The sequence below is a fragment of the Paraburkholderia sediminicola genome (assembly GCF_046026895.1).
GTDB classification, from domain to species: Bacteria; Pseudomonadota; Gammaproteobacteria; order Burkholderiales; family Burkholderiaceae; genus Paraburkholderia; species Paraburkholderia sediminicola_C.
In genome coordinates this window covers 14,635-35,754 of sequence record NZ_JAQQEU010000071.1, presented here as the reverse complement: position 1 = coordinate 35,754, position 21,120 = coordinate 14,635, and the positions used below count along the sequence as shown (strand labels likewise).

Annotated in this window: 17 protein-coding genes, 2 tRNA genes and 1 pseudogene; 13 read left to right on the top strand and 7 right to left on the bottom strand. The window is 64.0% G+C overall.

The annotated features are described in order from the left end of the window. Positions 1 to 110: 110 nt before the first annotated feature. Positions 111 to 575, bottom strand: a complete 465-nt coding sequence (locus tag PQR02_RS32210) for a hypothetical protein (RefSeq protein ID WP_408241223.1) — start codon at positions 573 to 575, stop codon at positions 111 to 113. 198 nt (positions 576 to 773) lie between these two features. On the opposite strand from PQR02_RS32210, the pseudogene PQR02_RS32205 reads away from it, so the two are divergent. The 4 genes and pseudogenes from PQR02_RS32205 to dhaK all read left to right on the top strand — a co-directional run. Then, positions 774 to 925: pseudogene (locus PQR02_RS32205) on the top strand (Zn-dependent hydrolase); the annotation flags it as partial. Between the two features lie 113 nt (positions 926 to 1,038). Then, complete coding sequence (locus PQR02_RS32200) at positions 1,039 to 2,529, top strand: M81 family metallopeptidase (protein ID WP_408241220.1); 1,491 nt, start codon at positions 1,039 to 1,041, stop codon at positions 2,527 to 2,529. 78 nt (positions 2,530 to 2,607) lie between these two features. Continuing rightward, positions 2,608 to 2,684: transfer RNA gene (locus PQR02_RS32195), tRNA-Val, on the top strand. 219 nt (positions 2,685 to 2,903) lie between these two features. Further along, a complete protein-coding gene (gene dhaK, locus PQR02_RS32190) occupies positions 2,904 to 4,601 on the top strand; it encodes a dihydroxyacetone kinase subunit DhaK (RefSeq protein WP_408241217.1) in 1,698 nt (565 codons plus the stop codon). A 157-nt stretch (positions 4,602 to 4,758) separates the two neighbouring features. Here the strand turns inward: dhaK and PQR02_RS32185 are convergent, their stop codons facing one another. From PQR02_RS32185 to selD, 4 genes are all read right to left on the bottom strand, one after another. After that, positions 4,759 to 4,893, bottom strand: coding sequence for a hypothetical protein (locus PQR02_RS32185; protein WP_281363689.1), 135 nt, complete (start codon positions 4,891 to 4,893; stop codon positions 4,759 to 4,761). Between the two features lie 17 nt (positions 4,894 to 4,910). Further along, positions 4,911 to 5,966, bottom strand: coding sequence for a permease (locus PQR02_RS32180; protein WP_408241213.1), 1,056 nt, complete (start codon positions 5,964 to 5,966; stop codon positions 4,911 to 4,913). A 24-nt stretch (positions 5,967 to 5,990) separates the two neighbouring features. Then, a complete protein-coding gene (mnmH, locus tag PQR02_RS32175; protein ID WP_408241210.1) occupies positions 5,991 to 7,058 on the bottom strand; it encodes a tRNA 2-selenouridine(34) synthase MnmH in 1,068 nt (355 codons plus the stop codon). 160 nt (positions 7,059 to 7,218) lie between these two features. Next, complete coding sequence (selD, locus tag PQR02_RS32170; RefSeq protein ID WP_408241207.1) at positions 7,219 to 8,283, bottom strand: selenide, water dikinase SelD; 1,065 nt, start codon at positions 8,281 to 8,283, stop codon at positions 7,219 to 7,221. A 759-nt stretch (positions 8,284 to 9,042) separates the two neighbouring features. On the opposite strand from selD, the gene fdnG reads away from it, so the two are divergent. The 8 genes from fdnG to PQR02_RS32130 all read left to right on the top strand — a co-directional run bounded on the left by fdnG (position 9,043) and on the right by PQR02_RS32130 (position 19,256). After that, positions 9,043 to 12,111, top strand: coding sequence for a formate dehydrogenase-N subunit alpha (gene fdnG / locus PQR02_RS32165; RefSeq protein ID WP_408241204.1), 3,069 nt, complete (start codon positions 9,043 to 9,045; stop codon positions 12,109 to 12,111). A 9-nt stretch (positions 12,112 to 12,120) separates the two neighbouring features. After that, positions 12,121 to 13,053: a formate dehydrogenase subunit beta gene (gene fdxH / locus PQR02_RS32160; RefSeq protein ID WP_408241201.1), complete on the top strand. Its 933-nt coding sequence runs from the start codon at positions 12,121 to 12,123 to the stop codon at positions 13,051 to 13,053. After that, a complete protein-coding gene (locus tag PQR02_RS32155) occupies positions 13,040 to 13,696 on the top strand; it encodes a formate dehydrogenase subunit gamma (protein WP_408241198.1) in 657 nt (218 codons plus the stop codon). Before fdxH ends, PQR02_RS32155 begins: the two co-directional genes overlap by 14 nt. A 114-nt stretch (positions 13,697 to 13,810) precedes the next feature. After that, complete coding sequence (gene fdhE / locus PQR02_RS32150; protein WP_408241195.1) at positions 13,811 to 14,812, top strand: formate dehydrogenase accessory protein FdhE; 1,002 nt, start codon at positions 13,811 to 13,813, stop codon at positions 14,810 to 14,812. Between the two features lie 33 nt (positions 14,813 to 14,845). Further along, positions 14,846 to 16,288 carry an L-seryl-tRNA(Sec) selenium transferase gene (gene selA / locus PQR02_RS32145; RefSeq protein WP_408241192.1) on the top strand — a complete coding sequence of 481 codons (1,443 nt, stop codon included), beginning with the start codon at positions 14,846 to 14,848 and terminating at the stop codon, positions 16,286 to 16,288. Then, positions 16,285 to 18,207 carry a selenocysteine-specific translation elongation factor gene (gene selB, locus PQR02_RS32140; protein ID WP_408241189.1) on the top strand — a complete coding sequence of 641 codons (1,923 nt, stop codon included), beginning with the start codon at positions 16,285 to 16,287 and terminating at the stop codon, positions 18,205 to 18,207. The genes selA and selB overlap by 4 nt, the downstream gene beginning before the upstream one ends. A gap of 48 nt (positions 18,208 to 18,255) precedes the next feature. After that, positions 18,256 to 18,351: transfer RNA gene (locus PQR02_RS32135), tRNA-Sec, on the top strand. 164 nt (positions 18,352 to 18,515) lie between these two features. Beyond that, the gene (locus tag PQR02_RS32130; protein ID WP_408241226.1) at positions 18,516 to 19,256 is read left to right on the top strand and encodes a tyrosine-type recombinase/integrase; all 741 of its coding nucleotides are present in this window, start codon (positions 18,516 to 18,518) and stop codon (positions 19,254 to 19,256) included. 156 nt (positions 19,257 to 19,412) lie between these two features. On the opposite strand, the gene PQR02_RS32125 is transcribed toward PQR02_RS32130, so the two are convergent. Next, the gene (locus PQR02_RS32125; protein ID WP_408241186.1) at positions 19,413 to 19,724 is read right to left on the bottom strand and encodes a hypothetical protein; all 312 of its coding nucleotides are present in this window, start codon (positions 19,722 to 19,724) and stop codon (positions 19,413 to 19,415) included. A 124-nt stretch (positions 19,725 to 19,848) separates the two neighbouring features. Between PQR02_RS32125 and PQR02_RS32120 the strand changes: the two genes are divergently transcribed. Further along, positions 19,849 to 20,118, top strand: a complete 270-nt coding sequence (locus tag PQR02_RS32120; protein WP_408241183.1) for a porin — start codon at positions 19,849 to 19,851, stop codon at positions 20,116 to 20,118. Between the two features lie 109 nt (positions 20,119 to 20,227). Here PQR02_RS32120 and PQR02_RS32115 read toward each other — a convergent pair whose 3' ends face one another. Continuing rightward, positions 20,228 to 21,115: a MurR/RpiR family transcriptional regulator gene (locus tag PQR02_RS32115; protein ID WP_408241180.1), complete on the bottom strand. Its 888-nt coding sequence runs from the start codon at positions 21,113 to 21,115 to the stop codon at positions 20,228 to 20,230. Between the last annotated feature and the right edge of the window lie 5 nt (positions 21,116 to 21,120).

Here is a 21,120-nt window from a genome sequence, read left to right as displayed (position 1 = left end):
ACTCCAGATAGCCACGGCCCACCGACGCCCCGTCGCGACTCACCCGCGCCGCCCGTTCCCGGTACACCGCGCGTGGACCAACTTCCCAAAGCGTCCGCTGCCCGATCTAACTAAGCCCGTTTGCGCACCGGCGTCTGCTCAGGCACACCCGCGATAAAACGGTCGAGCCGCGCGCTCGCATCCGTGATCGCCCAAAGAGGCGCGCTGTGCAGTTGCCGGTCGTAACTCGTCGCAATCGAAGCAAAAAGCGCGACCCCTGTATCGTCCAGCCTCCACTCGCCGGTCTCCCGGCCGATATCGAACACCGCTGCCGCGGCGCGGTCCGCCGCTTCGAGTTCCGCGCCGCTCACCGAACCGAAGCCCAACTCAGCCAGAAAGCCGGTCAGCAGCATGATCTGCGTGAGGGTTTGCGCATCGGTCTTGCTGCCGACGCCGCGGCGCAAGATGTCGAGCGCCAGATGCACACGTAGCGCGAGGTCGGCGGCGGTTTGCCGCGCAATCGGCAACAGCATGGCCTTTGCATGCCGCGCGCGTGCAACGCCAGCGTTGCGTGAAAAGGGAATAGGTTGTGCCATGAAGGTCCAATGTTTATACCGGTGCAGATGCAATAACGGCGCGCCTCGAAAAAGGTTGAGCCCTCATTGTCAATACCGCAAATGCATAGGCCGAAACGCCGGCTGCCGGTTCTTTTCGCGTCAATTGCAGCCGTTTGGCAGCACAGCCCATCCTTTCTTCATCCGGGCGACGCCTATCGTCCGCCCTTCATGACGCCGGGTGCGTCATCAACAGACCATATCGAACAGAGGTCGGTGCTGGAGGCACTGGATAAGACCCTCGGGGTGATGCAAGGCGCGCTTGGTCAACGCTGGTACGATGTGACCGTGCACGGATGGAAGCGCATGCAGGCCCCACGCCGATGGCCTTGTGCATCAGTCACGACGAAATCGAGGACGCCCGCGCCGATCATCTGGAAGCCGGCTGCAACGTGCTATTGCAGGCGATGCTGGACGCGGCGCAGACGATACGGAGTGCCAACCCATGAAAATCCTGATCGCGCGGATGAATCACGAGACCAACACGTTCTCACCGGTGGCGACGCCGCTCGCCGCATTCGGCCGCAACGGCCCGAGCTATGGTGAGGATGCGTTCAACGAAAACAAAGGCATGCAAACAGCGATGGCCGCGTTCATCGACGCCGCCGAGCGCGAGCCCGCCGAGATCGTGACGCCGGTGTCCGCGGCGGCGAATCCCAGCGGACCGGTCGAGGCCGCCGCTTACGCTGCGATCTGCGACGCGATCGTGGCGGCGGTGAGCGGCTGCGACGCGGTGATGCTCGATCTGCACGGCGCGATGGTCGCCGAGAATTCGAACGATGGTGAAGGCGACCTGCTCGAACGCGTACGCGCATTGCTACCGGATGCGCCGATCGCGGTGGCGCTCGATCTGCATGGCAACGTCACGCAGAAGATGGTCGACAACGCGGATGTGATCGTCAGCTTCAAGACCTATCCGCATGTCGACATGTACGAAACCGGCGCGCACGCGGCGCGTCTGATGTTCGACCTCGCGCATGGCAAAACGAAGCCGGTGATCGCGTGGCGTCAGCCGCCGCTGCTCACGCACACGCTGCGCAGCGCGACCGCCGAAGGCGCGATGAAACGCGCGGTGGACGCCGCGCGCGAGGCCGAAGCGGACGGCATGCTGGCGGTGTCGGTGCTGCCCGGCTTCTCGCTGGCCGATATTGCCGCGCCGTGTATCAGCGTCGTCGTGGTGGGTAATCGCGAGCGCGGTGAAGCCGAAGCGGTGGCGGAGCGCATCGCCCGGCAGATCTGGGACGAGCGCGAAGATTTCGTGTATCGCAGCGCGCCGCTTGCGGAGTCGGTCGCGCAAGCGGCGTCGCTCGCGCAGGGCGCCGACAAACCGGTGCTGTTGCTCGATCACGGCGATAACTGCATGTCGGGCGGCACCTGCGACACGATGGACTTGCTCGAAGAAGCATTGCAGCAGAAGCTCGAAGGCATCGTCAGCGGACCGTTGTGCGATCCGCAAGCGGTCGCGGCGTTGATGTCGGCGGGCGTCGGCAGCACGGTGACGGTGACGATCGGCAACAAGGTCGCGAGCGCTGCATTGACGCGGCGTCCGCCGCTCGCAGTGACCGGCGTGGTGCGCGCGCTGACTGATGGCGAGTACGTGATCAGCGGCCCGACTTACACGGGCCAGCGCGCGTTCATGGGACGCGCCGCTGTTCTCGATACGGGCACAGTGAAGCTCGTGATGACGGAGCGCACGCACGAGCCGTGGGACCTCGGCGTGTTCGAGAGCGTCGGCATCGATCCGCGTCGCGCGCGTTTCCTGCTGCTCAAATCGCGCATGTACTGCCGCCCGGTTTTCGTGCCGATCGCTGCCGCGTTGGTGGAATGCGATAGCCGTGGCGTGACGAGCTCCGACTACGGGCTGTTCGCATTCGAGCACGTGAAGCGCCCGGTTTATCCTTTGGACACGCGCGCCGAGTGGGCGTCGGCCCATTGAACGAAGCATGGGCGTCGGCATAAATAGCGCTTTGGGCTTGTGCTGTTCGCGCGGAGTCTCTATAATTCGCGCCTCTAAAGGCTCGTAGCTCAGTTGGTTAGAGCACCACCTTGACATGGTGGGGGTCGTTGGTTCGAATCCAATCGAGCCTACCAACGCATCAGTGACGTAGACGAAAGCGGTTCCGCTTTCGTCTACTGTCCTGTCAGTTTTTCTCTTACGCATTGCTTCCCCTTCATTGCCATCCAACTCCTACGCGAGTGCTTCTGCGCGTTCACGCTTGTCGGATTGCATCGGCGTTTCCGAATGCGCGGTACAGTTGAGCCTTCCGGTTTCGCAACGCTGCGCCGGCAGCCGAAAAAGGAGCTGGCGCAATGAAGAAGCTCATCAACGACGTCCGCGGCGTCGTCCCCGACATGCTCGACGGACTTGCGGCGCTCAATCCCGATCTCTCGCTGTTGCAAGGCGGCACGATCGTCGTGCGGGCCGATGCCGAGGCCGTTGCAGCACGCGGCGAAGTCGCGTTGATCTCGGGCGGCGGCTCGGGCCACGAGCCCGCGCATGGCGGCTATGTGGGCCACGGCATGCTGAGCGCGGCGGTAGCGGGCGAGATCTTCACCTCGCCGTCCACGGACGCGGTGCTCGATGCGATACGCGCGGTCGCCGGCGCGGCAGGCGTCTTGCTGATCGTGAAGAACTACACGGGCGACCGCTTCAACTTCGGTCTGGCCGCCGAGATCGCTCGCGCCGAGGGCATTCCCACCGAGATGGTGATCGTCGCCGACGACGTCGCGCTGATCGCGAGCGGCGACCATGCGGGCCGTCGCGGGCTGGCGGGGACCGTGCTGGTTCACAAGATCGCCGGTGCCGCGGCCGCCGCCGGCCGTCCGTTGGCGGAGGTTGCGCGGATCGCGCGTGAGGTCGCCGCTTCGCTCGGCACGATGGGCGTTGCGCTCACGCCGTGCACGGTGCCCGCAGCGGGCAAGCCGGGGTTCGAACTGGCCGATGGCGAAATTGAATGGGGGCTCGGCATTCATGGCGAACCCGGTGTGGAACGCGGCGCGATGGAGCCGGCCGACGCGATCGTCGGCAAGCTGTTGGCGAAGATCATCGGCGACCTGTCGCTGCAAGCCGGTGAGCGGGTGGCGCTGCTGGTGAACAATCTCGGCGGCACGCCGTCGAGCGAATTGAGCGTCGTGGCCGGGTCCGCGTTGCGCAATCTGGCCGCGCGCGGCATCAAGGTGGAACGCGCGTGGGCCGGCACGTTCCTGAGCGCGCTGGAAATGGCGGGCGTTTCACTGACGCTGCTGCGTGTGGACGACGAGCGGGTCGCGTGGCTCGACGCCGTCGCGCACACCAGCGCGTGGCCTTCGTTGAGCGGCCGAGTCACGCAGGTTTCCGTGCGGCCCGCGCCCGTCACGCCGGAGCGCGCAAGCGGCGCGGCGCTCGAGCGTGAGGCGCCCCTGCGCCGTGCGATCGAAGCCGTTTGCGCATGCCTGCTGACAGCGGAGCCCATCTTGACCGAGATGGATCAACGCGTCGGCGATGGCGATCTCGGCATCAGCCTGTCGCGTGGCGCGCGCGCCGTGCTCGATGAACTCGACTCGTATCCTTCGACGCCGGGTGGCATATTGCGCGGCATGGCGGCCACGCTGCGACGCGTGGTCGGCGGCACTTCGGGTCCGCTGTACGCGGTGATGCTGTTGCGTGCGGCCGTCGCGCTCGAACAGTCGGGCGGCTCGACGGCGCAGCAATGGGCGGCGGCGTTCGGTGCGGGCGTCGACGGATTGATGGAACTGGGCGGTGCGCAGCCGGGCGATCGCACGATGGTCGATGCGCTGAAGCCCGCCGCCGATACGTTGCAATCCGCGCTCGCGCGTTCGGAGCCAACTGGCGTCGCGTTGCAGGCAGCTGTCGATGCGGCCACCGAAGGGACGGCTCGCACGGCATCGATGCATCCACGGCGAGGGCGTTCGAGCTATGTCGGCGATCGCGCGCTCGGCCACGCGGACCCCGGCGCACATGCGGTCGCGTTGTGGCTTGCTGCGGTTCGCGATGCGTTAGCGGATTAATCACTCCCGGCTCAGGCGCACGCGATGTGGCGCGCGAGGCACTGGCGCCGCAGAGCTGAAGAGAGCTTGCGCCCAATGCGGGACGGTGCTGGCAGAGAGGAAGCGGTCCACCTGCCGGCAGCCCGCGTTCAATTCGATTGCGACGGTCAGGCCGCTATCAGGGGCGCAGCAGATCGAAGCCGGCCAGCACCACGACCCCGCTGACGACGATCAGCGCCACCGAGTGCTGTCCGACATAAAGCAGGCCTGCAGCCGACCAGCTCGTCAGAGCGAATGCGGCGATACGTTTCATACTCGATAAGCCCGGATTCAGAAGCCCAAAGCAACGGCCAGCAAGCCGCTGACCACGCCGCATACCGCCACCGCCAGTGCCACCACCGTCAGCACGCGCCTCGGGAACGAGCGGCCGAGCATGGCCATCGACGGCACGCTGATCAGCGGCAGCGTCAGCAGCAATGCGCCAGCGGGACCGGCTGCCATGCCGAAGGACAGCATCGCCTGGATGATCGGCACTTCGCCGGCTGTCGGAATCACGAACAGCGTGCCGGCGACCGACAACGCGATGATCCACACGAGGCTGTTGTCGATGTTCGGTCCGATGTGCGGAAACAGCCACGCGCGTGCCGCGCCGAGAATCAGCACCAGCACGATGTATTCGGGCACGAGGCGCAGCGTCATGCTGCCGAGGATTTTCACCCAGCGCGTGAAAGCGGTGTCGGGGTCGTCGGCGGACACCAATTGCGAGAGGGCTTCGCGCGACGCTTCGGCTTCTTTCGGCGTGACCATGCGGTTCACCAGATAGCCGAGGCCGAACACCATCACGATGCTGAGCGCGAGCCGCAAGCCCATCCACTGCCAGCCGAGCACGAAGCCCATGAAGATCAGCGTGGCCGGATTGAGCGCGGTGTTGCCGAGCCAGAACGCGATGGCCGCGCCCGGCGCCGCCTGGCGCGCGCGCAAACCGGCGACGACCGGGGCCGCACAGCAGGTGCACATCATGCCCGGCAACGACAGCAAGCCGCCCTTCACCACGCTGCTGAAATCGGTGCGGCCGAGCGCGCGCGCGACCCATTGCGGCGGAATCAGCGCCTGTACCGCCGAGCCGAGCAGCAGGCCGAGCACCATGGCTTGCCAGATCGCTTTGCCATACGCCAGCGCGTAATCGATTGCGGCTTGCCACGACGCCTCGGGCGCGCTCGTCGACGTGCCCATCAGGATCGACTTGCCGATGGAGTGCTGGCTCGCGGCGACGAACGCGCGGTTGTAGTACGGGAACCACTTCACATAGAAGAGGCCGACGACGGCGATCAGCAGGAATACGATCCAGCCAAGCGCGACACGAGGTTGCCGAACAGTTGTTTGCATGAAGGTCTCAGGCGATGGTTTTGATCAGATGACAGCGGGCGCGCGGTTGTCCAGCCGCGCAAGCAGTGTTTTCGCCTGCTCGACGACATCGGCGTCGTTGGGGCGGAAAGTCAGTTGCGGCGCGTGCGGCAACTGCGCGAAATGCTGGTGGCTGCTGCGCGCATACGCCGGATCGTAGTGCCGCTCGATCAACTGGTGGGCCAGTTCGGCGCGCCGGTTTTCGTCGACGAGCCGCTGCCAGCCCGTGACGCGCTCGCGGCTATGCAGGCCGATCATCCGTTGCAATTGCGCTTTGAGCGCTTCGGGGTCGTCGAACAGGTGCGCGTAGTCGTGCAGCAGGAACGTCGCGCGATCTTCGCGGCTCGACAGCACCTTCACGCACGGACCCTGTTGAAATGTTTCCAGCAGCGCGAGCGGCAGCGCGACCGAACCGATGCGCCGGCTCTCCGCTTCGACGAACACCGGCCGGCCAGGATCGAACTCGCGCAGCGCGCTGACGAGCAGCGTGTCGAAACGCTTTTGCGAGGGCTGCGGCACGCCCGCCCATGCGCCAAGCAGCGAGCCGCGATGCGCGGCCAGCGCTTCGAGGTCGAGCGTCTGCGCGCCCGCCTGGTTCAGGGCCGACAGCAGACGCGTTTTGCCGCTGCCGGTCGGGCCGACCAGCGCGATGTAGTTGAATGTCTTCGGCAGTGTGTCGAGCGCATCCAGCGTGGCGCGCCGGTAGCTCTTGTAGCCGCCCTCCAGCTGGCGCGCCTGCCAGCCGATCATGTTGAACAGCGTCGTGACCGAGCCCGAACGCTTGCCGCCGCGCCAGCAGTAGATCAGCGGCCGCCAGTTGCGCGACCGGTCGGCGAAGGTCGTTTCCAGATGATGCGCGATATTGCGCGCGACCAGCGCCGCGCCGATCCGTGTGCCTTCGAACGGCGACACCTGCTTGTACGTCGTGCCGACCAGCACGCGTTCTTCGTTGCTCAGCACCGGCGCGTTGGTCGCGCCCGGAATGTGGTCTTCCGCGAACTCGAGAGGCGTGCGCACATCGATGATTTCATCGAAATCACCGGCTTTTTCGAGGCTGACGAGAAGGTTTTTCAAGGGAAGAGGACAAAACGGGTCGGCGGGAGGGGTGAAATTATCGCATGCGCGGCCGAGGCGGGCCGCCGACGCGCTCAGGACGCCACGCGGCCGGGGCTCCTGCGTGACTCGCGCTTCGTCCCATGTTCCGGCCCGCGCCCGCGCAGCGGCCGCTCACGCGTCAAACGACCTCGACGCGCCTTTCTCCGCTGACCATTTCGCCGACCACGCGCGCGTCGCCGAACCCGTCGGCATGGAACAGCGCAAGCACTTCGTCGACCGTTTCGGGCGCGCACGAAACCAGCAGACCGCCCGAGGTTTGCGGGTCGGTCAGAAGCGCGCGCGCCGTGGACGGCAGTGTCGCGGGAAGCACGATATCTTTGCCGTAGGCGTCCCAGTTGCGCCCCGATGCGCCGGTAAAAATACCCGCTTCGGCGAGGCCGAGCACGTTCGGCAGCCACGGCAGGTCCGCGTAACGCACGCGGGCAGTCAGATTCGAGCCGCGCGCCAATTCGAGCGTATGGCCCAGCAGCCCGAAGCCGGTGATGTCCGTCAGCGCATGCACGCCCTCCAGCCTCGCCAACTCCGCGCCGGGACGGTTGAGTTGGGTCGTCGCGCCGATCATCGCTGCGTAGCCGGCGGCGTCCAGTTGGTCTTTCTTCAGCGCCGCCGAGAGAATCCCGACGCCGAGCGGCTTGCCGAGAATCAGCACGTCGCCGGCTTGAGCCCCCGCGTTGCGTTTGACGCGTTTCGGATCGACCACGCCGAGTGCGACGAGACCGTAGATCGGCTCGACGGAATCGATCGAATGGCCGCCTGCGAGCGGAATGCCGGCCTCGGCGCAGACGGACTCGCCGCCCTTCAACACGGCCGCGATCACGTCGTGCGGCAGCACGTTGATCGGCATGCCGACGATGGCGAGCGCCATGATCGGCTTGCCGCCCATCGCGTAGACATCGGACAGCGCGTTGGTGGCGGCGATCCGGCCGAAGTCGAACGGATCGTCGACGATCGGCATGAAGAAGTCGGTGGTGGCGACGATGGCCTGCTCGTCGTTGAGCTTGTAGACGGCGGCGTCGTCGGCGGTGTCGTTGCCGACCAGCAGGTCGGGAAAGAACGGCAGCGGCGCGCCGCGCTTGAGCAGGTCGGCGAGCAGGCCGGGGGCGATCTTGCAGCCGCAGCCGCCGCCGTGCGACAGGCTGGTGAGGCGGGGCGATTGATGGGTCGGGGCGTGGGTGTCGGTCATGATGGGGCGCGATTCTCGGGCTTCGGATGACCGCAATTATGCTGGTTGTTCGGGTGCGGCGCTGCACGCGCGGTTTTCCGCCGACAAAGTCCTGATCAAAAAAGCACAGGGCTGCGAAAGAAAGCACCTCATTACATGACTAACGAACACCCGCGCAAAATATGCTCCACCAGGCTGCGGAAAATTGGTCGCGCCCGCAATCGTTATTTGTTGCTGCCGGCCCCCGTCCCGTACAAACCATTGTCAAATCCGCCCGCGCCTTGCGTCTTTTGATCCTTGCCCCCGGTCTTGCCGCGCGAGGTCGCCGAACCACCGTCGCGCGTTTGCGGCTTCTGCGATTCATGAACTGCCGAGGCCGCCGGATCGGGCGCGGAGCCCATCGCGGAAGTACGATTTTCTTGCTGTGACGTGCCGCTGCTCTGGGGAATTTGCGCATTGCCGCATGGGCTTGCGGCTAGCATCGCGGTCCCGAGTGCCAGTGACGCCCAACCCTTCGACGCGCGCCGCGTCGTTATAAAGCAAAGATTTTGTCTCATGGCAATAAGCCTGTCATATATGTGTGAGAGGAGGAAGCGCGACCACCGCATAAAGGCAGATGAATTGCCTGGAAGCGCAGCAGAAACGATGCCTGGAATTGTTAAAAAACAGGCTGCGACGCTTCATATTTGTCGCATGGCGGGATCAAGCACTGATCTCACTGCATCACTTAATACGGGCATCTATAATCACTATAGTTTCCCCAAAGAGCCGAGGCCATTAATGACCCAGATGTCCCGGCGACAATTCATGAAGGTTTCCGCCACCACGCTTGCCGGATCGAGTCTAGCCCTGATGGGCTTCTCGCCGACACCCGCGTTAGCGGAAGTCCGTCAGTACAAATTGTCGCGCACAACCGAAACCCGCAATACCTGCCCGTACTGTTCGGTGGGCTGCGGCATCCTGATGTATGGACTGGGCGACAACGCCAAGAACGCGAAGTCCAGCATCATCCACATCGAAGGCGATCCCGACCATCCGGTCAATCGCGGCACGCTTTGCCCGAAAGGCGCGAGCCTGATCGACTTCATTCATAGCCCGAGCCGGTTGAGACACCCCGAGTACCGCGCGGCGGGATCGAATGAATGGAAACGCATCTCCTGGGAAGACGCGCTCGACCGTATCGCCAGGCTGATGAAGGAGGACCGCGATGCCAACTTCGTCGAGACGACGGCAGATGGCAAGAAGGTCAATCGCTGGCTGACCACCGGCATGCTGGCCGCCTCTGCCGGTAGCAATGAAGTAGGCTATTTGACGCACAAGACTGTCCGCAGTCTTGGCATGCTCGCATTCGACAATCAGGCACGTGTCTGACACGGCCCGACGGTGGCAGGTCTTGCCCCGACGTTTGGCCGTGGAGCGATGACGAACCATTGGGTCGACATCAAGAACGCGGATGTGATTCTCGTGATGGGCGGCAATGCGGCCGAGGCGCACCCGTGCGGTTTCAAGTGGGTCACGGAAGCGAAGGCGCACCGCAAGGCGCGATTGATCGTGGTCGACCCGCGCTTTACGCGCACGGCGTCGGTGGCGGACTATTACGCGCAGATCCGGACCGGCTCGGACATCGTGTTCCTGGGCGGGGTGATCAACTATCTGCTCACGAACGACAAGATCCAGCACGAGTACGTGAAGAACTACACGGACATGTCGTTCATCGTCCGTGAAGATTTTTCGTTTACCGACGGTCTGTACTCCGGCTACAACGCCGAAAAGCGCAGCTACGACAAGACCTCGTGGGACTACGAGCGCGGCGACGACGGCTTCGTCAAGGTCGATCCGACGCTGCAAGACCCGCGCTGCGTCTATCAGCTGATGAAGCAGCACTACTCGCGCTATACGCCCGAGCAGGTCGAGAAAGCCTGTGGCACGCCGAAGGAGAAGTTCCTGCACGTGTGCGAGATGCTGGCATCGACGGCGGTCCCCGGGCGCGCCGGCACGATCCTGTACGCGCTCGGCTGGACGCATCACTCGGTCGGCTCGCAGATCATCCGCACCGGCGCGATGGTGCAGCTGCTGCTGGGCAACATCGGCATCGCGGGCGGCGGCATGAACGCGTTGCGCGGCCACTCGAACATCCAGGGCCTGACCGACCTCGGCCTGATGTCGAACCTGTTGCCGGGCTACATGACGCTGCCGATGGAAGCGGAGCAGGACTTCGACGCGTACATCACAAAGCGCGCCACGCAGCCGCTGCGCCCGAACCAGTTGAGCTACTGGCGCAACTATCGCGCGTTCCATGTCAGCTTCATGAAGTCGTGGTGGGGCGACAACGCGACGGCCGAGAACAACTTCGGCTTCGACTACCTGCCGAAGCTCGACAAGTCATACGACATGCTGCAGGTCTTCGAGCTGATGAATCAAGGCAAGATGACCGGCTACATCGCGCAGGGCTTCAACCCGCTCGCCGCGGCGCCGAACAAGGCGAAGATCGGCGCGAGTCTGGCCAAGCTGAAATGGCTCGTCATCATGGATCCGCTCGCCACCGAAACCTCCGAGTTCTGGAAGAACCACGGCGCTTTCAACGACGTCGATACGGCGTCGATCCAGACCGAAGTGTTCCGTCTGCCGACCACCTGCTTCGCGGAAGAGCGCGGCTCGCTGGTCAGTTCGAGCCGCGTGCTGCAGTGGCACTGGCAGGGCGGGGACGGCCCGGGCGAAGCGAGGAGCGATCTCGAGATCATGTCGGGCCTGTGGTTGCGCATTCGCGATGCTTATAGAAAGGACGGCGGCAAGTACCCCGATCCGATCCTCAACATGAGCTGGCCGTATGCCAATCCGGAAAGCCCGACGCCCGAAGAACTCGCCATGGAGTTCAACGGGAAGGCCCTCGCCGACGTCACCGATCCGACCGACAAAACCAAGGTGCTCGCGAAGCGGGGCGAACAGTTGGCGAGCTTCGCGCAGTTGCGCGACGACGGGAGCACCGCGAGCGGCTGCTGGATCTTCTGCGGATCGTGGACCCAGGCGGGCAATCAGATGGGCCGCCGCGACAACTCCGACCCGACCGGCATCGGCAATACGCTGAACTGGGCGTGGGCATGGCCGGCGAACCGGCGGATTCTGTACAACCGCGCGTCGTGCGACGTCAGCGGCAAGCCGTTCGATCCGAAGCGCAAGCTGATCGCGTGGAACGGCCGCGCGTGGGCGGGTGCCGACGTGCCCGACTTCAAGGTCGATGAGCCGCCTGAGAACGGCATGAATCCGTTCATCATGAATCCGGAGGGCGTGGCGCGCTTCTTCGCGCGCGACGGTCTGGTGGAAGGGCCGTTCCCCGAGCACTACGAGCCGTTTGAAACGCCGCTCGGCTACAACCCGCTGCATCCGGACAACAAGGCGGCCGTCAGCAATCCGGCGGCGCGCGTGTTCCCTGACGACCGGGCGGCGTTCGGCACGCACGAGAACTTCCCGCATACGGCGACCACGTATCGTCTGACCGAGCATTTCCATTACTGGACCAAGCATGCGCATCTGAACGCGATCATTCAGCCGGAACAGTTCGTGGAGATCGGCGAGGATCTGGCGAAAGAGGTCGGCGTGGTGGCGGGGGACCGCATCAAGGTGTCGTCTAATCGCGGGCACGTGATTGCCGTGGCGCTCGTCACCAAGCGGATCAAAACGCTGACCATTGAAGGGAAGAAAGTACAGACGGTCGGCTTGCCGTTGCACTGGGGCTTCAAGGGAATCACGAGGCCGGGCTATCTCATCAATACGCTGACGCCCTCCGTGGGCGATGGGAATTCGCAAACACCGGAATTCAAGTCGTTCCTCGTCAAGGTCGAAAAGGCATAAGGAAAAGAGATGGCACTGCAATCACTGGATATCAAACGCATCTCGGCCACGACCGTGCCCGCGCCGCAAGTGCGCGAGCCGGCCACGGGCACGGTCGCCAAGCTCATCGACGTGTCGAAGTGCATTGGCTGCAAGGCATGTCAGACCGCCTGCATGGAGTGGAACGACCTGCGCGACGAAGTCGGCGTGAACGTCGGCGTGTACGACAACCCGGCCGATCTGACCGAGCATTCGTGGACGGTCATGCGCTTCTCCGAGTACGAGAACGAGCAAGGCGATCTGGAGTGGCTGATCCGCAAGGACGGCTGCATGCACTGCGAGGATCCGGGCTGTCTGAAGGCCTGTCCGTCGCCCGGCGCGATCGTGCAGTACACGAACGGCATCGTGGATTTCCACGAGGAAAACTGCATTGGCTGCGGCTATTGCATCACCGGCTGCCCGTTCAACGTGCCGCGCATTTCCAAGAAAGACCACCGCGCGTACAAGTGCACGCTGTGTTCGGATCGCGTGGCGGTCGGCCAGGAACCGGCTTGCGTGAAGACCTGCCCGACCGGCGCGATCATGTTCGGCACCAAGGAGGACATGCATCAGCAGGCCGCGGACCGGATCGTGGATCTGAAGGAACGGGGTTTCCAGAACGCCGGCCTGTACGATCCCGCCGGGGTGGGCGGCACGCACGTGATGTACGTGCTGCATCATGCCGATCGTCCGTCGCTGTATCACGGCTTGCCGGAGAATCCGAAAATCAGCGCGATGGTTTCGCTGTGGAAGGGGCTGGCAAAGCCGCTGGCGTTGGCGGGCATCGCGTTCGCGGCGGTGGCCGGTTTCTTCCACTACACGCGTGTCGGTCCGAACGAGGTGACGGCAGAGGATGAAGCCATAGCCCAGCGCGAAGCCGACGAAGCACGCAGTTCAAGGGAGGCATCCAATGAAGCACCCTGAGCATACCGAGCTGAAAGACGTGAAGGGCAATCGCCTGATCGTGCGCTACACGGCGAACGAGCGCACGAATCACTGGATCACCGCGATCTCGTTCGTGTTGCTGGCGATCTCCGGCCTCGCCATGTTTCATCCGGCGATGTCGTGGCTCTACGCGATTCTCGGCGGCGGGCAATGGACGCGGATTCTGCATCCGTTCATCGGCTGCGTGATGTTCGTGTCGTTCCTGATTCTTGCGTTGCGCTTCTGGCATCACAACTATCTCGACAACTCCGACCTGCAGTGGATGCGGCAGATCGACGACGTGCTCAACAATCGCGAGGAAAAGCTCCCCGCAATCGGCAAGTACAACGCCGGTCAGAAGCTGCTGTTCTTCACGATGGTAGTTTGCCTCGTGTTGCTGCTGGCAAGCGGCATCGTGATCTGGCGGCGCTACTTCTCGTTCTATTTCCCGATCGGGATCATCCGGCTCGCGGCGGTAGTGCATGCGGCCGCGGCGTTCGTGCTGATGGTCGGCATCGTCGTGCATATTTATGCGGCGTTGTGGGTCAAGGGTTCGATCGGCGCGATGACGCGCGGCACGGTGACCTACGGCTGGGCGAGAAAGCATCATCCGAACTGGTTCAAGGAAATAATCGGCAAGTAACTGCAGCGCGTTTGCCAGCGCACTGCACACCGAGCCGCCGCCCTTGTTCGATGAAGCGCGGCGGCTCTTCAGTTTCCGGCGCGGTTTTCAGCGCAGTTTTCAGAGGTCGATACTTTGGTTCAACGCATTCTTGAAGCCGGCGATATCGAGTCGCTCGATCACTCGGCGATTCCCCGCATCCGCACGCCCGAGCGGCTCGCGGTGTTCGCGCTGCGCGCCGCGCGCCTGCGCCAGCTCGCGGCCCGCGACAATCCGATCGCCGGCTATCTGCGCCTGATGGCCGTGCTCGCCGACGCGCAGCAAGCGGTGATGACGAGCTTCAAGGCGCAGCCGCCCAGCCCTGAGTTGATCGCGAGCGCGCAACAGCATTCGATGCCGCTGATTCCTGCGCTCTCCGGCGTGCGCGATCCGGCGTGGCGCGACGTGCTGCGCCAGCTGCTCGACCGGATCGAGGGCGCGGGCCCGCTCACGCCGCCGCTCGAAGCGCTGGTCGCCCGCTTGCGCACGCTCGACACCGCCACGCTCGAAGCGCAGGCCGACGCGCTCTTCGCGCAGCGCTTCGAAGTAATCGATCCGGCCAGCGCGCCGTTCATCATGGCCGCGTTGCAGGTGGTCTGGACCGATCTTGCCGCCGACATCGACAAGCGCGAAGTGCCGTACATCGAAACGCTCGGCCTGTGTCCCGTGTGCGGATCGCATCCGGTGGCGAGCATGGTGCGCGTGGGCGGCGTGTATGACAATTACCGCTACCTGCAGTGCGGGTTGTGCTCGACCGAGTGGCACATGGTGCGCTCGAAATGCTCGAACTGCGATTCGACCAAGGGCATTGCCTATCACGCGGTCGGCTCGCCGGACGCCGACGACGCCACGCGGCAAGGCGAAGCGAAAAACGCCGCGCTAAAGGCGGAGTCGTGCGACGAATGCCATACTTACCGGAAGATCGGCATTCAGTCGAAGGACTACGACTTCGATCCGTTCGCGGACGATCTCGCCAGCCTCACGCTGGACCTGCTGATGGGGGCGGAGGGTTATCGGCGCGCATCGCCGCATCCGTGGCTGTGGCCCGAGCAGGCCGGCGGCGCGGAGGAGTCCGCCGACGAGGCCGGGTCCGAATAGACTCGGCGGACACGACTAAAAAGGGATTGCTTCGTGAGCGATGTGAGCGGCTCGGAATTGCGCGCGCTGATGGCGCGCGTGCCGTCGGTGGAAAAAGTCATGGCGTCGGCGGAGTTTGCGGCGCTCATCGGCGAATATGGGCGCACGCAGGTGCTGGACGCCGTGCGCGCGGCGCTCGACGGCTGGCGCGCGAGCGCGCAAGCAGGCGGCGCGTCGCTCGGCGCGCTCGACATCCGGCAACTGCACGCGACGGTCGAAGCCGCACTGCGCCGGCGCAACGAATCGCGCTTGCGCAGCGTATTCAATCTGACCGGCACCGTGCTGCACACCAACCTCGGCCGCGCGCTCTTGCCCGACGAGGCGGTGCAGGCCGTGATGAAAGCGCTCACGCAGCCCGCCAACCTCGAGTTCGATCTCGGCACCGGCAAGCGCGGCGACCGCGATGATCTGATCGACGGACTCATCTGCGAACTGACCGGCGCCGAGGCGGCAACCGTGGTCAACAACAACGCCGCCGCGGTGCTGCTCGCGCTGTCCGCGCTGGCGTCGAAGAAGGAAGTCGTCGTGTCGCGCGGCGAGCTGGTCGAGATCGGCGGCGCGTTTCGCATTCCCGACATCATGAGCCGCGCAGGCGCCAGGCTGCGCGAAGTCGGCACGACCAATCGCACGCATCTGAAGGACTATGACGAGGCCATCGGCCCGCAAACCGCGTTGCTGATGAAGGTCCACGCGAGCAACTACGCGATCCACGGATTCACCAAAGAGGTCGGACTCGACGAAATCGCGTCGCTTGCGCATGCGCGCGGCCTCGCGGTCGCCGTGGATCTCGGCAGCGGCACACTGGTCGATCTGAGCCAATGGGGCCTGCCGCGCGAGCCGACCGTGCGCGAAACTGTCGAAGCCGGCGCCGACCTCGTCACGTTCAGCGGCGACAAGCTGCTCGGCGGTCCGCAAGCCGGGTTGATCGTCGGGCGGCGCGATCTGATCGCGAAGATCAAGAAACATCCGCTCAAGCGCGCGCTGCGTGTCGGCAAGCTCACGCTCGCGGCGCTGGAGCCCGTGCTTCAGCTCTATCGGGCGCCGGAAAAGCTGGTGGAACGGCTGACCACGCTGCGTCTGCTCACGCGTCCCGCCGACGACATCCGCCTCGCCGCGCAGCGCGTGCAGCCTGCGTTGCAACGCGCGGTCGGCGAGCGTTACGCGGTGCTCGCCGAGCCGATGTTCAGCCAGATCGGCAGCGGCGCGTTGCCAGTCGACGTGCTGCCGAGCTACGGCCTCGTCGTCAGAATGGCCGACGGCAAACGCGCCGGCCGTCACCTGCTCGCGCTTGAAAAGCTGCTGCGCGAGATGGCGCGGCCGGTGATCGGCCGTATCGCAGACGACGCCTTGCGCCTCGATCTGCGCTGCCTCGAAGCCGCCGATGAAGCGCAACTGATCGGGCAACTGCTCGAACGACCTAAGGACACGCACGCATGATCGTCGGTACGGCGGGACATATCGACCACGGTAAGACGAGTCTGGTGAAGGCATTGTCGGGCGTCGATACGGATCGCCTCAAGGAAGAGAAAGCGCGCGGCATTTCGATCGAACTCGGTTACGCGTACGTGCCGCTCGAGAATGGTGACGTGCTCGGGCTGATCGACGTGCCGGGCCACGAAAAGCTCGTGCACACGATGACGGCGGGCGCGAGCGGAATCGATTTCGCGCTCCTCGTGATCGCCGCCGACGACGGCGTGATGCCGCAAACGCGCGAGCATCTGGCGATCGTGGAACTGCTGGGCATTCAGCGCGGCGCGATCGCGTTGACCAAGGTGGATCGCGTGGACGCGCAGCGGTTGCGTGAAGTGCGCGATGAGGTGAGCGCGTTTCTGAGCGGCGGCGTGCTGCACGACGCGCCGGTGTTCGAGACCTGTGCGACGCGCGGCGACGATCGCGGCGTGGCCGCGCTGAAAGCGCATCTGCACGAGGCGGCCGCGGCCTGGCATAGAAAGCGTGCTGACGGCCTGTTCCGCCTTGCGATCGATCGCGTCTTCACGCTCGCCGGGCAGGGCACGATCGTTACGGGGACGGTGGTCTCCGGCAGCGTGAACGTCGGCGAGACGATGCTGCTCGCGCCGAAGAATCAGCCGGTGCGTGTGCGCAGCATTCATGCGCAGAATCGCCCCGCCGCGATCGGACGCGCAGGCGAGCGCTGCGCGTTGAACCTCGCGGGCATCGAGAAGAGCGCGATCGAGCGCGGCGACTGGGTGGTCGATCCGCGTCTGTCGCAAGCGTCGGAGCGGATCGACGTGATGCTGACGCTGCTAGCCGACCTGGCCGACGCGCCGTTCACGCTGGAGCATTGGACACCGCTGCACGTGCACCTGGGCACTCAGCATCAGGTTGCGCATGTGGCGTTGCTCGAAGGCGAAACGCTCGGCGCCGGTCGGCGTGCGCGCGTGCAGCTAGTGTTCGAGCGGCCGGTGTGCGCGGTGCCCGGCGATCGCTTCGTCGTACGAAATGCCCAGGCCGATCGCACGGTGGGCGGCGGCCATGTCCTCGATCCGTTCGCGCCGTCGCGCAAACGGCGCTCGCCTGAGCGGCTGGCGTGGCTCGACGCGATGCAGACGATGCTCGACACCGGCGCGCTCGACGCGATGTTCGCGAGGGCGCCGCACGGTTTGTCGCGCGCGTTGCTGGAAAGATTGGCGGGCATGCCGGCGGCTGCGCTCGCGTTGCCGTCCGACACGCGCGTTGTCGATCTGCCCGGTCACGATGCGTTGCTCGTTGACGATACGTTATGGCAGGCCCTGACCAGCCGGCTGACCGCGACGCTCGCGCAGTACCACGAGCGCTCGCCTGACGAACTGGGGCCCGACGTGTCGCGCTTGCGGCGGATCGCGGCGCCTCTGGTGGACGATGCGTTGTGGCGCGCGTTAGTCGACGATGCCGCAGCGCGCGGCGAGATTGTCAAACGCGGGCCGTGGCTGCATTTGCCCGGTCACACCGTAACCTTCGACGACGCCGACCGGGCGCTCGCGGCGGCGCTGCTGCCTGAAGTCAAGGCGGGGCGTTTCGATCCGCCGTGGGTGCGCGATCTGGCCAACGCGCACGGCGTGCCCGAGGAGCGCACGCGTCAATTGATGCGCAAACTCGCGCGCCAGGGCGAGCTTTTCCAGGTCGTGAACGACCTCTTTTATCACCAGGAGGTGATTCGCGAACTGGCGTCCATCGCGGCAGCCGAGGCTCGGAAGAATGCGGGCACGGTAGCGGCTGCGCCTTTTCGCGATGTCACCGGACTGGGGCGCAAACGCGCGATCCAGCTTTTGGAGTTCTTCGACCGGGTTGGGTATACTCGCTTCCACCGTGGGCTGCATCTGATGCGCGCGGATAGTCGTTGGCTCGATCTGCTTTGATCGTTGATCGTTGATCGTTGATCGGCGGCGTGTTGTTCAATCACCGTAGGAAGGCATTCGTATCCGGTGGTGCGGCTGGGCTTCAAACCCAGTTGAGGGCGTCAGACGCTCTCAGGTCGGTTCGACTCCGGCTGCCTTCCGCCAGTCAAGCCTTCCCGGGCATTCCGGTAACCTCCACAGACGTCCTTTAAGTCGCTGATTTAACTGCGGTTTATGGGTAACGACGTGCTTGCTGCTTCCACTGCGATCCCGCACAATTTCCCCATGAAGTATGGGTAGGAAGATGGATAAGTGGGTAGGAGGGCGTCATAGCGGGACGACAACTGCACCGGCTCAGCGCGCTGCGAATTGCGAAGGAGGTGGCCCCGGGACACTACGCCGACGGCGGTGGCCTTTACCTGCAGATCGCGGGCAGCGGCGCGCGCTCATGGGTATTCCGGTTCAAGCTCAACGGGCGTGTTCGGGAGATGGGCCTCGGTCCGGTTTCGCGCGTCTCGCTTGGCGAGGCGCGGAAACTGGCTACCGGCTACCGTGAGATGGTCAGGGACCAGATCGATCCTATCCTGGCGCGGCGTGAGCAGCAGCGCCGGCAGCTGCTCGATATCTCGGCGGATGCCAACGTGACGTTTCGTGAGGCAGCCGAAGCATACATCCGCGCGCGGGAGCCTGAGTGGCGAAATCGCAAGCATGTCCAGCAATGGGGCAACACGCTGAAGACGTACGCTTATCCGGTGATCGGCGAGGTCCGGGTGCGCAACATCGACACAGCGATGATCATGCGCATTCTCCAACCGATCTGGACGAAAAAGGCGGAGACCGCGCGCCGCGTGCGCGGCCGTATCAAGGCCATTCTGGATGCCGAGACTGTGCTGGGCCATCGCACCGGCAGCAACCCGGCACGGTACGTTGACCATCTGCAACTCGTCTTACCGCGGTCGAAGAAGCGGTCGCAAGTGAGACACCATCCGGCGTTGCCTTGGGAGGATATCAATGTATCAGTGCCGGCGGACGAGCTTGCAGCGGGCTTAGATATGTCGGTCCGTTGCTAAAAGCGCGCTATTGGGAAGCTACGGCTGTCCCCGAGCTTCGTGTGCATGCCGAAGCACTAGCGCGTGTCCTGCTCGGCGAGCGGAACCAAATCTCTTGAATCACTGGCAACTGGCGCCCGACACCATTGGAAATGGGTGTCAGAGACGACTCACGTATCAGTTGTCCCAAGGGTGAGCCAGTCCCGGATCCGTCTCAGAGATAAGCTGCTTCAAGAGGTTTTTCAGGGCGACGGTTTCCAGATATCCAATCTTGCCGATGATGCCGTCCTCGATTGCCTTAGCGGCCGCAATAATGTGAAGTGTCGTGTTCCGGCCCTGATCTGTAAGTTCCCACTTCGCGCTCGTTCCTTCCTCGCTGATGCGCAATAGTCCACGCTCGACCAAACCATGCGCCATTTGTAGTGTGATGTGGTAGCCGGTGTATGAAAATAGGCTATTAATCTCGTCGATGCTTCTGCCACCTTTCAAGCTCAGGATCGTAAGCGCGAAATACTCCGTGTCATTGAGTCCGTTTCGCGTCAAGTGCTCGCGCACTTGCGCGTAGAACTGAAAATGTGATCTCGCGAGGAGATATCACCTGACGCCCTCGCTGTTGATCGGCGCCGCGTACGATTACATGAAGGGCAGCAGCATCAGCAGCACGAAGCACGGACGGCTCGGCGGCGCGACGTATCACCAGGTGTCGCTCGGCGTGGACTACTCGCTCAGCAAGCGCACCGACGTCTACGTGATGGGGATGTACCAGCATGCGTCGGGAACGGACTCGACAGGTGGCGAAGCGCATGCCGCGATCTACACGATCACACCGTCGGATTCAAACCATCAGGGCGTCGTGCGAATTGGCATGCGGCATCGCTTCTAATGAGCAGAACCCGGAAAGAAGCGCGCGCGGGGCATGGCTAGACTGATGCTGTCGATGTGACTGACACCGACGCTTCGAGCCTCCCGGGCACATTTGCCCGGTGCTCCCTTCACACCTTGCCTTCCTCGACGAAGCGGTCGGTTTCGGCGAGTACATGTACCGCGTCGCGGTGATGCCGGATTGCGTAAGCGGAATAAAGCACGTCGAGCACGGCGATCTGGCCGATCTTGGCGGTCGTGGACTCGGGCGCGTCGGGGCGATCGATTGCATCGGCCTGTTCAGCGGTGATGAGGGAGATGTCGGCGTAACGTGTTATCGGCGACGACGGAAAGGACGTGATGCAAACAGTGTGGGCGCCTCGCTCGCGCGCGACCTGAAGAGCCCGAACCGTGGCCTTTGTGCGGCCCGAATTGCTGATGCCGAACACCACGCATTTTTCGTCGAGATTCACCGACGCGAACTGCTGGATACTCTGATCTCTATAGAAGATGCATTTCTTTCCCACCCGAAAGAATCGCACCACACCATTTTCCGCGGCGAGCGCGGATGTGCCGGTCGCAAAAAATACCACGTATTCGCAGGCACTTAATGCTTCCACGACGCGCGCGACGAGCTCCGGCTGCAACTTCATCATGGTCTGATCGAGCGTTTCGCGCAGCGCGCCATGCACCTTGCGCACGACGATATCCAGCGAATCGTCGGGCTTGATGTGGTCATAAATTTCGCGCGTCTCCTTGGCAGGCAGTTCCTGGCGCCGGCGTGACAATTCTTCGGCCAGCGATATCTTCATCTGCTGGAAACTTTCGAAGCTGAACTCCTTGACGAAGCGCGTGACTGTCGCTTCCGACACTTCGCACTTCTCCGCCATTTCGCGGATTGTCATTGACTTTGCCTGAGCAGGTGCACGCACGATGTGCAGGCCGATCCGACGCAGCGCTGGATTCAGTTCCGGCAGGCGTCCGCGGATGAGTGCGATGGTTCCGTTGGCAGAGTTCATGGTCT

Bases quoted from the DNA above. Each gene is read 5' to 3' on its own strand.
- PQR02_RS32210 (WP_408241223.1), bottom strand. From the start codon at position 575: ATGGCACAACCTATTCCCTTTTCACGCAACGCTGGCGTTGCACGCGCG.
- PQR02_RS32200 (WP_408241220.1), top strand. From the start codon at position 1,039: ATGAAAATCCTGATCGCGCGGATGAATCACGAGACCAACACGTTCTCA.
- dhaK (WP_408241217.1), top strand. From the start codon at position 2,904: ATGAAGAAGCTCATCAACGACGTCCGCGGCGTCGTCCCCGACATGCTC.
- PQR02_RS32185 (WP_281363689.1), bottom strand. From the start codon at position 4,893: ATGAAACGTATCGCCGCATTCGCTCTGACGAGCTGGTCGGCTGCAGGC.
- PQR02_RS32180 (WP_408241213.1), bottom strand. From the start codon at position 5,966: ATGCAAACAACTGTTCGGCAACCTCGTGTCGCGCTTGGCTGGATCGTA.
- selD (WP_408241207.1), bottom strand. From the start codon at position 8,283: ATGACCGACACCCACGCCCCGACCCATCAATCGCCCCGCCTCACCAGC.
- fdxH (WP_408241201.1), top strand. From the start codon at position 12,121: ATGGCACTGCAATCACTGGATATCAAACGCATCTCGGCCACGACCGTG.
- PQR02_RS32155 (WP_408241198.1), top strand. From the start codon at position 13,040: ATGAAGCACCCTGAGCATACCGAGCTGAAAGACGTGAAGGGCAATCGC.
- selB (WP_408241189.1), top strand. From the start codon at position 16,285: ATGATCGTCGGTACGGCGGGACATATCGACCACGGTAAGACGAGTCTG.
- PQR02_RS32115 (WP_408241180.1), bottom strand. From the start codon at position 21,115: ATGAACTCTGCCAACGGAACCATCGCACTCATCCGCGGACGCCTGCCG.